We start from the raw sequence: 12,851 nt of genomic DNA on the forward strand, positions 1-12,851 counted from the left end.
ATTCCTTATTTCAGCGGCGAGTTCTTACGCTCGATGCTGTAGCGCTCCAGCTCTTTGTACGGCACCACTTTGCTTTTCTTCTTGCGCACGTCGACCACGGTCATGCGGTCGGTACAGGAGTAGCACGGGTCGAGGCTGCCGATAATCAGCGGCGCGTCGGAAACGGTATTGCCGCGCAGCATATAGCGCAGGGTCGGCCAGTTGGCGTAGGTCGCCGCCCGGCAGCGCCAGCGGTACAGCTTCTGGTTGTCGCCGGTCATGCTCCAGTGGATATCATCCCCGCGCGGCGCTTCCGAGAAGCCGAGCGCGAAGCGGTGCGGAATATAGGTGAAGCCCTCCACCATCAGCGGGCCGCCCGGCAGGTTATCAAGGCCGAAGTCGATCATATTCAGCGCGGTATAGACTTCGTTGATACGCACCTTGAGGCGCGAAATCACGTCGCAGCCCTGCTCGCTGTGGACGGTCATCGGCAGCAGGCCGTAGCCGACAAACGGGTGATCGGCGCGGGTATCGCGGGCGTGGCCGCTGGCGCGCACCATCGGGCCGACGTTGCTGAAGTCGCGGGCGATTTGCGGGTCGAGACGACCGATTCCGACCGTGCGCTGTTCCATATTCGGCGTGCTGAGCAGCATGTCCACCAGCTCCTGCACGTCGCGGCGCATCTGCTGCGCCAGCTGGCGGGTCTGGATCATGTCCTCTTTCAGCAGATCGCGACGAATGCCGCCAATCAGGTTCAGGCCGTAGGTTTTACGCGCCCCGGTGAGAATTTCCGCCATCTTCATCGAGGTTTCGCGCACGCGGAAGAACTGCATAAACCCGGAGTCGAAGCCGGTGAAGTGGCAGGCGAGGCCGAGGTTCAGCAGGTGCGAGTGCAGGCGCTCCACCTCCAGCAGAATGGCGCGGATCATCTGCGCGCGCTCCGGCACCACGATGCCCATCGCGTTTTCCACCGAGGTGGTATAGGCGGTGCTGTGGGCGAAGCCGCAGATGCCGCACACGCGGTCCGAGAGGAAGGTGACTTCGTTGTAGCCCATGCGGGTTTCCGCCAGCTTTTCCATCCCGCGGTGGACGTAGAACAGGCGATAGTCGGCGTCGATAATATTCTCGCCGTCAACGAACAGGCGGAAGTGGCCCGGTTCGTCGGAGGTGACGTGCAGCGGGCCAATCGGCACCACGTTGTTCTTTTTAGTCCCCAGCTCGTTGATAAACTCGTAGGTTTCGGCGTCGGTGGTCGGCGCCGGACGCTGGCGGTAGTCCATGCTGTCTTTACGCAGCGGATAGAGTTCATCCGGCCAGTCGTCCGGCAGCACCAGCCGGCGCTCGTCCGGCAGCCCCACCGGCACCAGGCCGTACATATCGCGCACTTCGCGCTCGCCCCACACGGCGGCAGGCACGCGCGGCGTCACCGACGGGTATTCCGGTTTGTTGGCGTCCACCTCCACGCGCACGGTGATCCAGCATTTCGTGCCCTGCTCCATCGACAAGACGTAATAGACGGCGTAATGACCGTTCAGCTTGCGTTCGTCATTGCCGAACAGCACCGACAGCCAGCCGCCCTGCTTGTAATACAGGAACTCGACCACTTCCGGCAGATAGTTGACCTTTACCGTGACCGTCAGCTGGTCTTTGGTCTGCCAGGCTTCATCCAGCACCACGCCCGGAAAGGTTTGGTGCAGCGCGGCGAGATAATGTTGACCGATTTTTTCTTCAGACATGCTCAAACTCTCTTAAATCACGCCACCAGCAAGGAGACGAAGGCTAAAAAGGCAAAACCAAACCCGGCCCAGGTGACGCGGGAGGTGGCGCAAAAGCGCAGACGCGCCATGCTGTTTTCGAACAGCGCAATCACCAGCACGCCAAGCACCAGCTTGACGACGGCAACCACCAGCGCCAGCAGCAGACCGCCGACGCTAAAGCTGGTCATCTGTCCCCACGGGATAAATACGCCGACGAACATCTGCAGGACCACCAGCTGCTTGAGGCTGATGCCCCACTTCAGCACGCCGAAGCCGCTGCCGCTGTATTCCGAGAGCGGACCTTCCTGAAGCTCCTGCTCCGCTTCCGCCAGGTCGAACGGCAGCTTGCCCATTTCGATAAAAGTAGCGAAGGCGCAAGCGCACAGCGCCAGAATCAGCGGAAGAGTGCGGGCGGTGGGCCAGTGGTAAATGGTGTCGGCGATGCTGCTGATATGGGTGGAACCGGCGACCTGCGCCGCGACCCACAGGCCGAGCAGCAGGATAGGCTCGACCAGCACGCCGAGCATCGCTTCGCGGCTCGCCCCGATAGCGGTAAACGGACTGCCGGTATCAAGGCCGGAGATAGCGAAGAAGAAACGGGCAATGGCGAACAGGTAGATCAGAGTGATCAGGTCCCCCAGCCCCGCCATCGGCGAGTCAACGGTCACCACCGGCAGCGCGGTGGCGATGGTCAGCATCACGCCGACCATCACGTACGGCGTCAGGCGGAAGACCCAGCCGGAAGCATCCGGGCCAACGCTCTGACGGCCCAGCAGCTTCAGGATATCCCGGTACTCCTGCAGCACACCCGGGCCGCGGCGGTTATGCAGACGCGCGCGGGCGACGCGGGTCACCCCGGACAACAGCGGCGCGACGGCGAACAGCACCAGCGCCTGCAACAATGCAATTAATACGCTCATTCTCAGGCTCCTCGGGAAATCACAATCACCACCAGTACCGCCAGCTCCACCAGCGCCACGCCGCGAAACAGCGCGGGCACGGAAGCGTTCTGCCAGCCGGGCACCAGGCGTACCGGGTTCAGCCAGTGGCGCAGCTTGAGAATCGGTGCAAAGGCTTCTTTCACCGGCATGGCGAAACCGTGGGCGGTCACCACCATGGATTTTTCATGGTCGTAACCGCAGACCCAGGCCGCGCCGCGGGAGCGCGCTGGCAGGCGATCGCCCTTGAAGAGGATCATCAGCAGCAGCGGCAGCAGCGGGCAGGCAATCAGCAGAATGGCGATCAGCGGCTGGGAGACCACGCTGGAGACCTCCGCCTGCACCGGAAACGCCCCGCTCACCAGCGGCAGCAGCCACGGCGCGGCAACCCCGCCAATCACGCAGCAAACGGCAGAAAGCACCACGCTAAAAGTCATCAGCCCCGGCGCGCAGGTAGCGTTTTCCGCCTCTTTACTGCGCGGCGCGCCGAGGAAGGTGACGCCGTAGACTTTCGCCATACACATCACCGCCAGGGCGCCGGTAATCGCCAGGCCCACCGCCAGCAGCGGCCCCAGCAGGCGGCCAACAAACGCGTCGCCGGTGCTCAGCTTGAAGAAGGACTGATAGATCACCCACTCCCCGGCAAAACCGTTCAGCGGCGGCAGCGCGGCCATCGCCATCAGGCCCACCAGCATGGAGAGCGAAATCAGCGGCATTTTCTTGCCGATGCCGCCGAGCTTTTCGATATCGCGATGACCGGTGCGGAACCACACTGCCCCCGCGCCGAGGAACAGGGTGGTTTTAAACAGGCTGTGGTTGATCAGGTGATACATGCCGCCGATAAAACCCAGCACCATCAGGGTCGGGTTATGGGTCGCCACGCCGGTGACGAACGCCCCGAGGCCGAGCAGGATAATGCCGATATTTTCCAGGGTGTGGTACGCCAGCAGGCGCTGAATATTGTGCTCCATCAGGGCGTACAGTCCGCCGACGAAGGCGGTGATCATCCCCAGCACCAGCAGCATCACGCCCCACCACAGCGGCGGTACGCTACCGGCCAGCGACACCGTCAGGATGCCGTAGAGACCGACCTTCATCACCACCGTGGAAAACAGCGCGGCGGCCGGCGCGCTGGCGCCGGAGTGAGCCTGCGGCGCCCAGCCGTGCAGCGGAATGACCCCGGCCAGCAGCGCAAAGCCGATCAGGCCTGGCAGCCACAGCAGCGCGTTTTGCGGTACCGCCAGCGCCAGCTGGTTAATCTGCGCCAGCTCAAGGGTGCCGTAGGACGACCACACCAGCCAGCAGCTCCACGCCATCAGCAGCGTACCCAGACGCCCTAGCGCAAACCACAGCTTGCCGGACTGCGCGCAGCCGGTAAGAAACGCGGCGCACAGGGCCATAATCTCCGCCATCACCACCAGCGCGCCGAAGTTCGTCACCACCACCGCGCAGACGGCGGCGGCCAGCAGCAGATTCACCAGCAGGCCGTTGGCTTTGACCTGCGAGTGGCGATGCCAGGCGATATTGAACAGCGAAATCGGCAGCGCCGACAGGCCGATCGCCAGCAGCCACAGCGCGTTGACGCCGCCCACGCGCAGGGTCAGGTGCAGCATCTGCAGCATACCGCCGCTGACGCGCTCCGGCATCAGCAGCGCCGTTCCGCCCGCCAGCACCAGCATCGCGCTGGCGACCGCGCCGCCGATCCCGGCGATCGCCCCGCTCAGCGGTTTGCGCAGGGCGAACAGAAACGCCAGCACCGCGCTGGCGGCGTACCAGGCCACCGCCTGATTCACTAAGGAAATCACACTCATTTCACGTCCCCTTGTTGCGCCTGGAACAGCGACAGATCGCCGAGGTCGGTATTAAAAGTCAGCTGCCGCTTACGCTTGCTGGCCTGGGCGATATCGCGGATATCCACCAGCAGCAGCGCGTTAGTCGGGCAGGTGCGAACGCACGCCGGGCCCTGCTCGTCGAAGTGGCACAGGTCGCATTTAACGGCGATAGCGCGCACGCCCGGCACCCAGTCGAGCAGCGAGCTGACGCGCGCCGGGGCCGGCGGCGCGGCGGGGGCCAGGGGGGTATTGGCGTTAGCCGGTATATCCAGCGGACGGCTGCCGGAAAACTCAATGGCGCCGAACGGACAGGCGATGCCGCACAGCTTGCAGCTTACGCACAGGCTCTCATTAAGCTGCACCGCGCCATCGACGCGATTAATGGCGTTAACCGGGCAGACGGCGGCGCAAGGCGCATCTTCACAGTGGTGGCACATCTGCGGCGCGGATTCTTTTTCATTGCGCATTAAATGCAGCCGGGGCATGGCTTGCAGGCCATGCTGGCGGTGAGTCTCAGCGCAGGCGGCTTCGCAGGTGCGACAGCCGATACAGACGGTGGAGTCAGCAATTACAAAACGGTTCACCGGGTCATCCTCGGGTGAAAGTCATTTTTGACGAAAACAGGTTGCGCAGGTGTCAGCTTCGACACTTGTCGACACCTGACGATTAACGGGCCAGCGTCAGGTGGCTTAAATCCACCGGCTGGTCTTGTTCGATAGCCTCATAGAGACGGTCGTAAACGCTGGCGATAGTCGCCAGATAGTGCTCGAGAACCTGCTCGCGGTCGCGGTTGCTGATCCGGCCATCGATAGTGCCATCCGAGCCCAGCGTGGCCTGGGCGATCAGACGCCTGTCGTCGCCGTTTTTGGTTTCCACGTAATACTCGATGGTGTGGCTGTTAAACCCTTCCGCCAGCGCGACGTAGACCTGAAAATGGCCAAACAGGACGAAGCACAGTTCTTTATCCGGCGCGCAGCTCATGGCGTGATGCAGACGCGCTTTCGACAGGGTTATTCCCTGTACCAGGGAGTTGCAATAGGTGTGCCACTGCTCCTGATGCTGGCGGTGACGATCGGCGATGTAGTCCGCCTTTTCACTTAATTCCCAAATAGTCATCCCGGATCCCCCGTTGTATGAGATGCACCGGTTAAGCATTTTCCATGCCAAAAATTAATTTATTGATTTTAAATGAATTTATTAAATACCGGACGGCAGAAAGACATGTCGATGACGATATCTGACGCGCGTCATCGACATTTCCGTGACATTACCTGTGACCTGGCATCGTTATTGCATTAAAGGGCCATCGCGATACGGAGGCACCATGCACGAAATCACCCTTAGCCAGCGGGCGCTGGAAATTATCGAACAGCAGGCGCAGCAGGCCGGCGCGCGTCGGGTCACCGGCGTGTGGCTGAAGGTCGGGGCGTTTTCCTGCGTGGAGGCCAGCGCGCTGACCTTCTGCTTTGAGCTGGTGTGCCGCGGCACGCTGGCGGAAGGCTGCGAGCTGCATATCGCCGAGCAACAGGCTGAATGCTGGTGTGAAACCTGCCAGCAGTACGTGCATCTCATCTCGCAGCACGTGCGCCGCTGCCCGCAGTGTCAGAGCGACCGGCTGCAAATTGTGGCGGATGACGGCTTACAGATTCAGCGAATAGAAGTAACTCAGGAGTGACATATGTGTACAACCTGCGGCTGCGGTGAAGGCAACCTTTATATAGAAGGCGATGAGCATAACCCGCATTCGGCGTTTCGCAGCGCCCCCTTCGCGCCTGCCCCGCGCCAGATGATGAATATTACCGGCGTGAAAACCGATAACTTTTCCCCCACCCACTCGGCGGCGGGCGACCTGCACTACGGTCACGGCGAGGCGGGTACCCACGCGCCGGGCCAAAGCCAGCGGCGGATGCTGGAAGTGGAAATCGACGTGCTGGATAAAAACAACCGTCTGGCCGCCCGCAACCGCGCGCGCTTCGCCGCTAAAAACCAGCTGGTGCTGAACCTGGTCTCCAGCCCGGGCTCCGGCAAAACCACCCTGCTGACGGAAACCCTGCTGCGGCTGAAAGCGAAAACCGCCTGCGCGGTGATTGAAGGCGATCAGCAAACGGTGAACGACGCCGCGCGCATCCGCGCCACCGGCACCCCGGCGATTCAGGTCAACACCGGTAAAGGCTGCCATCTCGACGCGCAGATGATCGCCGACGCCGCGCCGCGCCTGCCGCTGGATGACCGCGGGATCCTGTTTATCGAAAACGTCGGCAACCTGGTGTGCCCGGCGAGCTTCGACCTCGGCGAACACCATAAAGTGGCGGTGCTGTCGGTCACCGAAGGCGAAGACAAACCGCTGAAGTATCCGCATATGTTCGCCGCCGCCAGCCTGATGCTGCTCAACAAGGTCGACCTGCTGCCGTATCTCAACTTTGACGTGGAGAAATGTCTGGCCTGCGCTCGCGAGGTGAACCCGGATATTGACATCATCCTGCTCTCCGCCACCAGCGGCGAAGGCATGGACCAGTGGCTTAGCTGGCTGGAGGCGCAGCAATGTGCATAGGCATTCCCGGACAAATCTGCGCCATTGACGGCAATCTGGCGAAGGTCGAAGTGTGCGGCATTCAGCGCGAAGTCGATCTCACCTTAGTCGGCGCGGTCGACGACCGCGGTCAGCCGCGTCTCGGCCAGTGGGTGCTGGTCCACGTGGGTTTCGCCATGAGCGTAATCAACGAAGCCGAAGCCCGCGACACCCTCGAAGCGCTGCAAAATATGTTTGAAGTCGAGCCGGACGTCGGCGCGCTGCTGTACGGCGAGGAGCGGTAAATGCGTTATGTCGATGAATACCGCGCGCCGGAACAGGTGATGCAGCTGGTGGAGCATCTCCGGCAGCGGGCGCGCCTGCTGCCGCATACCGCCGACCGTCCGCTGCGCATTATGGAAGTGTGCGGCGGCCATACCCACGCCATTTTTAAATTCGGCCTCGACCAGCTGCTGCCGGAAAATATCGAGTTTATTCACGGCCCCGGCTGCCCGGTGTGCGTGCTGCCGATGGGACGCATCGACGCCTGTATCGATATCGCCAGCCGTCCGGGGGTGATTTTCTGCACCTTTGGCGACGCCATGCGCGTGCCGGGAAAAAACGGCTCCCTGCTGCAGGCGAAATCGCGCGGCGCCGACGTCCGCATCGTCTATTCGCCGATGGACGCCCTGAAGCTGGCGCAGCACAATCCCGAACGTGAAGTGGTGTTCTTCGGCCTTGGTTTTGAAACGACGATGCCCGCCACCGCCCTGACCCTGCGCCAGGCCCGCGAGCGCGGCGTCGCCAACTTCTACTTTTTCTGCCAGCACATCACCCTGCTGCCGACCCTGCGCAGCCTGCTCGACCAGCCGGATAACGGTATCGACGCTTTTCTCGCCCCCGGTCACGTCAGCATGGTGATTGGCACCGACGCCTACGGCTTTATCGCCAGCGACTATCATCGTCCTTTAGTGGTGGCCGGATTCGAACCGCTTGATCTACTGCAAGGCGCGGTGATGCTGGTTGAGCAGACAATAGCGCGGCACAGCGACGTGGAGAACCAGTATCGCCGGGTGGTGCCCGATGAGGGTAATCCGCTGGCGCAGTCGGCCATCGCCGAGGTGTTTTGCCTTAGCGGCGATAGCGAGTGGCGCGGGCTGGGGGTGATTAGCGACTCCGGCGTGCATCTGACGGCGGCATACCAGCGCTTCGACGCCGAGGCGCATTTCCGCCCGGCGCCGCAGCGGGTCAGCGACGACCCGCGCGCCCGCTGCGGCGAGGTGCTGACCGGCCGCTGTAAGCCGCACCAGTGCCCGCTGTTCGGCAAGACCTGCAACCCGCAGAGCGCGTTCGGCGCGCTGATGGTCTCATCGGAAGGCGCCTGCGCCGCCTGGTATCAATATCGCAGTCAGGAAATCGAAGCATGAAAAGCGTTCAGTTAGCCCACGGTAGCGGCGGTCAGGCGATGCAGCAGCTGATCGGCGACCTGTTTATGCAAGCTTTCGCCAACCCCTGGCTGGCGGAGCAGGAGGATCAGGCGCGTCTCGATCTCACCCAGCTTAGCGCGCAGGGCGACAGGCTCGCCTTCTCCACCGACAGCTACGTCATCGATCCGCTGTTTTTTCCCGGCGGCAATATCGGCAAGCTGGCGGTGTGCGGTACGGCCAACGATGTGGCGGTGAGCGGCGCGCTGCCGCGCTATCTCTCCTGCGGGTTTATTCTCGAAGAGGGGCTGGAGATGGCCACCCTCGAAGCGGTGGTGAACAGCATGGCGCAGACCGCCCGGGAGGCCGGTATCGCCATTGTCACCGGCGATACCAAAGTGGTGCCGCGCGGGGCGGCGGATAAGCTGTTTATCAATACCGCCGGGATCGGCGTGATCCCCACCGGTATTCGCTGGGGGGCGCAGCAGATTAGCGCCGGCGACGTGCTGCTGGTCAGCGGTACGCTTGGCGATCACGGGGCGACTATCCTCAACCTGCGCGAGCAAATGGGGCTGGACGGCGCGCTGTCCAGCGACTGCGCGGTGCTGACGCCCTTGATTCAGACGCTGCGCGACGTCGCTGGCGTGAAAGCCCTGCGCGATGCCACCCGCGGCGGGGTTAACGCGGTGGCCCACGAGTTCGCCGCCGCCAGCGGCTGCGGGATTGAGCTGTATGAGAATAAGCTGCCGGTGAACGAGACCGTGCGCGGCGTGTGCGAGCTGCTGGGGCTGGACGCGCTGAATTTTGCCAACGAAGGCAAGCTGTTGATCGCCGTCGCCCGCGAAGCGGCGGAAAGCGTACTTGCGCATTTACGGTCTCATCCGTTAGGCCGCGATGCGGCGATAATCGGCGACGTTGTGGCGCGCGCGGGCGTGCGCTCCATCGGCCTGTACGGCGTCAAACGTACGCTGGATCTTCCTCACGCCGAGCCGCTGCCGAGAATTTGTTAACGAGATTCAGGAGCTTTCCCGGAGGCGGCGCGATGCGCCTGTCCGGGCTACCCTAACCCGGATCGCACGAACCTGTAGCCCGGACAGATGCGCAGCATCGCCTCCGGGGAAAAATTAGGATCTCTGCATGATTATCCCGCCCAAACCCGCGGGCAACTGCGGATGGGTGGACGGCGGTCACAACCGCTTTATAAACAGACTATTATTTGTGTCATCACTTTCTTCTGCGCCGCTTTGCGGCGCTTTTGGACTTAAGCAATGTCGTATACACCGATGGGCGATCTTGGGCAGCAGGGTCTGTTTGATATCACCCGCATTTTATTACAGCAGCCGGATCTGGCCGCGCTGAGCGAGACGCTGACCGGCCTGGTGCAGCAGTCCGCGCTCGCCGACCGGGCGGCGATTATTCTGTGGCATTCCGGCAACCATCGCGCGACAAGGCACGCCTGCGACGATGCCGGGCATCCGGTGAGCTATGAAGATGAAACCGTCCTCGCCAACGGCCCGGTTCGTCGTCTGCTGTCCCGACCGGATGCGCTGCATTGCGATAGCGCCACCTTTGCCGAGACCTGGCCGCAGCTGGCCCGAAGCGGACTCTATCCCACCTTTGGCTATTACTGCCTGCTGCCGCTGGCGGCGGAAGGCCGCATCTTCGGCGGCTGCGAATTCATCCGCGATGACAACCGGCCATGGACTGAAAAAGAGTACCAGCGGCTGCACACTTTTACGCAAATCGTCGCCGTGGTGACCGAGCAGATCCAGAGCCGGGTCAGCAATAACGTCGATTACGACCTGCTGTGCCACGAGCGCGATAACTTCCGCATCCTCGTGGCGATCACCAACGCCGTGCTCTCGCGGCTGGATATCGACGAGCTGGTCAGCGAAGTGGCCAAAGAGATCCACCGCTACTTCCGCATCGATGCCATTAGCGTAGTGCTGCGCAGCAACCGCAAAGGCAAGCTCAACATCTACTCCACTCACTACCTCGACGCCAGCCATCCGGTGCACGACCAGAGCGAAGTGGATGAAGCCGGCACCCTGACCGAGCGGGTCTTCAAAAGTAAAGAGATGCTGCTGCTCAATCTGCACGAGCATGACCCGCTGGCGCCGTACGAAAAAATGCTTTTCGAGATGTGGGATAACAAAATTCAGACCCTGTGCCTGCTGCCGTTGATGTCCGGCAATACCCTGCTCGGGGTGCTGAAGCTGGCGCAGTGCGATGAGAAAGTGTTCACCACCACCAATCTTAAGCTGCTGCGGCAAATCGCCGAGCGCGTCTCGATCGCCATCGACAACGCTCTCGCCTACCGCGAAATTCAGCGCCTGAAAGAGCGGCTGGTCGATGAGAACCTCGCCCTGACCGAACAGCTCAACAACGTGGAGAGCGAGTTTGGCGAAATCATTGGCCGCAGCGAGGCGATGAACAGCGTGCTCAAGCAGGTGGAGATGGTGGCGCACAGCGACAGCACGGTGCTGATCCTCGGCGAAACCGGCACCGGTAAGGAGCTGATTGCCCGCGCTATTCATAATCTGAGCGGCCGCAATAGCCGGCGGATGGTCAAAATGAACTGCGCGGCGATGCCCGCCGGGCTGCTGGAAAGCGACCTGTTTGGCCACGAGCGCGGCGCCTTCACCGGCGCCAGCGCGCAGCGTATCGGCCGTTTCGAACTGGCAGACAAAAGCTCGCTGTTTCTCGATGAAGTGGGCGATATGCCGGTGGAGCTGCAGCCGAAGCTGCTGCGCGTCCTGCAGGAGCAGGAGTTCGAGCGTCTCGGCAGCAATAAGCTGATTCACACCGACGTGCGCCTGATCGCCGCGACCAACCGCGATCTTAAGCAGATGGTCGCCGATCGCGAATTTCGCAGCGATCTCTACTATCGGCTGAACGTCTTCCCGATCCACCTGCCGCCGCTGCGCGAGCGGCCGGACGATATTCCGCTGCTGGTGAAGGCCTTCACCTTTAAAATCGCCCGCCGTCTGGGACGCAATATCGACAGCATTCCGGCGGAAACGCTGCGCCTTCTCAGCCGCATGGAGTGGCCGGGCAACGTGCGTGAGCTGGAAAACGTCATTGAGCGCGCGGTGCTGCTGACCCGCGGCAGCGTGCTGCAGCTCTCCTTGCCGGAGATGAGCATCGAGCCGCAGCCGCTGGCGGCAGAAGTGCTGCCGGAGGAAGGCGAAGATGAATACCAGCTGATTGTCCGGGTGCTGAAAGAGAGCAACGGCGTGGTCGCCGGACCAAAGGGCGCGGCCCAGCGTCTGGGATTAAAGCGCACCACTTTGCTTTCGCGCATGAAACGGTTGGGCATTCATAAAGACCAGCTGCAGTAGGTGTATCTTCAGAACGCTGTTTCATTTTGATTTTAATGAAACAGCGTTCTGTGAAGCAACTCGCGTTACCCGCCGCTCATCGATGATAAATAAGCCTTTTCCTTAATGGAGATGCTTATGACGCGTTTACCTCTGGCCGCCGCCATCGCTTTGCTGTTCTCTTCTCAGGCGGCATTTTCCTCTCTGCCCACTTTTTCTGTCTGGCCCGGCGGTGAAGCGCCCGGCGCGAAAAACAGCCCGGCGAGCGAATCGCTGGTGGAGCGCAGCAAAGACCCCTCGCTGCCCGATCGCGCGGTCACCGGCGTTCGCGCTCCGACAATTACCATTTACGCGCCGGAGAAGCCCAACGGTATCGCGCTGCTGGTGACGCCGGGCGGCTCTTATCAGCGGGTGGTGCTGGATAAAGAGGGCAGCGATCTCGCCCCGGTGTTTAACGCCCGGGGCTATACCCTGTTTGTGATGACCTACCGGATGCCCGCGGACGGTCATGCGGAGGGCAGCGATGCGCCGCTGGCCGATACGCAGCGCGCGCTGCGTACCCTGCGGGCGCGGGCCGCCGAGTGGCATATCGACCCGCATAAAATCGGCATTATGGGCTTTTCCGCCGGGGGGCACGTGGCGGCCAGCCTGGAGACCCGCTATAGCGAACCGGCTTACGCCGCCGTGGATGCCATCGACCAGCAGAGCGCGCGGCCGGACTTCGCGGTGCTCGGCTATCCGGTGATTTCGATGGATCCGGCGATTGCCCATCCCGGATCGCGCAAGGCGTTGATTGGCGAAACGCCGACGGCGGAGCGGCAGCATCGTTATTCACCGGAGCAGAACGTCACGCCGCAGACGCCGCCGACCTTTATTTTCCACGCGGTAGACGATCCTTCGGTGCCGGTGGATAACGCGCTGGTGATGTTTAACGCCCTGCGCGCGCATCAGGTGCCGACCGAGCTGCATCTGTTCGCCGAGGGGAAACACGGATTTGGCATTCGCGGGACCCGGGGCCTGCCCGCCGCCGAGTGGCCGCAGCTGGCGATGAACTGGATAGCTTCGCTGGCGGAAATGAACAAATAGCGCCGA

General features: G+C 62.2%; 12 protein-coding genes. 7 read left to right on the plus strand and 5 right to left on the minus strand.

Features of this window, described 5'->3' with window-relative positions; genetic code table 11:
* Positions 1 to 5 precede the first annotated feature (5 nt).
* The 5 genes from hycE to hycA form a co-directional block, all read right to left on the minus strand.
* A complete protein-coding gene (hycE, locus tag KOSB73_RS04955; protein WP_024358448.1) occupies positions 6 to 1,715 on the minus strand; it encodes a formate hydrogenlyase subunit HycE in 1,710 nt (569 codons plus the stop codon).
* A gap of 17 nt (positions 1,716 to 1,732) precedes the next feature.
* Positions 1,733 to 2,656, minus strand: coding sequence for a respiratory chain complex I subunit 1 family protein (locus tag KOSB73_RS04960; RefSeq protein ID WP_024358449.1), 924 nt, complete (start codon positions 2,654 to 2,656; stop codon positions 1,733 to 1,735).
* Positions 2,657 to 2,658: 2 nt separating this feature from the next.
* The gene (hycC, locus tag KOSB73_RS04965) at positions 2,659 to 4,485 is read right to left on the minus strand and encodes a formate hydrogenlyase subunit 3 (protein WP_049099401.1); all 1,827 of its coding nucleotides are present in this window, start codon (positions 4,483 to 4,485) and stop codon (positions 2,659 to 2,661) included.
* Complete coding sequence (locus KOSB73_RS04970; RefSeq protein ID WP_049099400.1) at positions 4,482 to 5,090, minus strand: 4Fe-4S dicluster domain-containing protein; 609 nt, start codon at positions 5,088 to 5,090, stop codon at positions 4,482 to 4,484. Before KOSB73_RS04970 ends, hycC begins: the two co-directional genes overlap by 4 nt.
* A gap of 82 nt (positions 5,091 to 5,172) precedes the next feature.
* Positions 5,173 to 5,622 carry a formate hydrogenlyase regulator HycA gene (gene hycA, locus KOSB73_RS04975; RefSeq protein WP_004134329.1) on the minus strand — a complete coding sequence of 150 codons (450 nt, stop codon included), beginning with the start codon at positions 5,620 to 5,622 and terminating at the stop codon, positions 5,173 to 5,175.
* A gap of 208 nt (positions 5,623 to 5,830) precedes the next feature.
* Between hycA and hypA the strand changes: the two genes are divergently transcribed.
* The 7 genes from hypA to KOSB73_RS05010 all read left to right on the plus strand — a co-directional run bounded on the left by hypA (position 5,831) and on the right by KOSB73_RS05010 (position 12,845).
* A complete protein-coding gene (gene hypA, locus KOSB73_RS04980; RefSeq protein WP_004134327.1) occupies positions 5,831 to 6,181 on the plus strand; it encodes a hydrogenase maturation nickel metallochaperone HypA in 351 nt (116 codons plus the stop codon).
* A 3-nt stretch (positions 6,182 to 6,184) separates the two neighbouring features.
* Positions 6,185 to 7,057, plus strand: coding sequence for a hydrogenase nickel incorporation protein HypB (hypB, locus tag KOSB73_RS04985; protein WP_064362653.1), 873 nt, complete (start codon positions 6,185 to 6,187; stop codon positions 7,055 to 7,057).
* A complete protein-coding gene (locus KOSB73_RS04990; RefSeq protein ID WP_004104861.1) occupies positions 7,048 to 7,320 on the plus strand; it encodes a HypC/HybG/HupF family hydrogenase formation chaperone in 273 nt (90 codons plus the stop codon). Before hypB ends, KOSB73_RS04990 begins: the two co-directional genes overlap by 10 nt.
* Positions 7,321 to 8,442, plus strand: a complete 1,122-nt coding sequence (hypD, locus tag KOSB73_RS04995; RefSeq protein ID WP_049099312.1) for a hydrogenase formation protein HypD — start codon at positions 7,321 to 7,323, stop codon at positions 8,440 to 8,442.
* Complete coding sequence (gene hypE, locus KOSB73_RS05000; protein ID WP_004134322.1) at positions 8,439 to 9,449, plus strand: hydrogenase expression/formation protein HypE; 1,011 nt, start codon at positions 8,439 to 8,441, stop codon at positions 9,447 to 9,449. Before hypD ends, hypE begins: the two co-directional genes overlap by 4 nt.
* A 258-nt stretch (positions 9,450 to 9,707) precedes the next feature.
* Positions 9,708 to 11,780, plus strand: a complete 2,073-nt coding sequence (gene flhA / locus KOSB73_RS05005) for a formate hydrogenlyase transcriptional activator FlhA (RefSeq protein ID WP_049131979.1) — start codon at positions 9,708 to 9,710, stop codon at positions 11,778 to 11,780.
* Between the two features lie 117 nt (positions 11,781 to 11,897).
* Positions 11,898 to 12,845: an alpha/beta hydrolase gene (locus KOSB73_RS05010; RefSeq protein WP_049099310.1), complete on the plus strand. Its 948-nt coding sequence runs from the start codon at positions 11,898 to 11,900 to the stop codon at positions 12,843 to 12,845.
* The last annotated feature ends 6 nt before the right edge of the window (positions 12,846 to 12,851 follow it).

It is taken from the genome of Klebsiella grimontii (genome assembly GCF_900200035.1).
Lineage (GTDB): Bacteria > Pseudomonadota > Gammaproteobacteria > Enterobacterales > Enterobacteriaceae > Klebsiella > Klebsiella grimontii.

Coding starts and splice junctions, on each gene's coding strand:
- hycE (WP_024358448.1), bottom strand. CDS start 1,715: ATGTCTGAAGAAAAAATCGGTCAACATTATCTCGCCGCGCTGCACCAA.
- KOSB73_RS04960 (WP_024358449.1), bottom strand. CDS start 2,656: ATGAGCGTATTAATTGCATTGTTGCAGGCGCTGGTGCTGTTCGCCGTC.
- hycC (WP_049099401.1), bottom strand. CDS start 4,485: ATGAGTGTGATTTCCTTAGTGAATCAGGCGGTGGCCTGGTACGCCGCC.
- hycA (WP_004134329.1), bottom strand. CDS start 5,622: ATGACTATTTGGGAATTAAGTGAAAAGGCGGACTACATCGCCGATCGT.
- hypA (WP_004134327.1), top strand. CDS start 5,831: ATGCACGAAATCACCCTTAGCCAGCGGGCGCTGGAAATTATCGAACAG.
- hypB (WP_064362653.1), top strand. CDS start 6,185: ATGTGTACAACCTGCGGCTGCGGTGAAGGCAACCTTTATATAGAAGGC.
- KOSB73_RS04990 (WP_004104861.1), top strand. CDS start 7,048: ATGTGCATAGGCATTCCCGGACAAATCTGCGCCATTGACGGCAATCTG.
- hypD (WP_049099312.1), top strand. CDS start 7,321: ATGCGTTATGTCGATGAATACCGCGCGCCGGAACAGGTGATGCAGCTG.
- hypE (WP_004134322.1), top strand. CDS start 8,439: ATGAAAAGCGTTCAGTTAGCCCACGGTAGCGGCGGTCAGGCGATGCAG.
- flhA (WP_049131979.1), top strand. CDS start 9,708: ATGTCGTATACACCGATGGGCGATCTTGGGCAGCAGGGTCTGTTTGAT.
- KOSB73_RS05010 (WP_049099310.1), top strand. CDS start 11,898: ATGACGCGTTTACCTCTGGCCGCCGCCATCGCTTTGCTGTTCTCTTCT.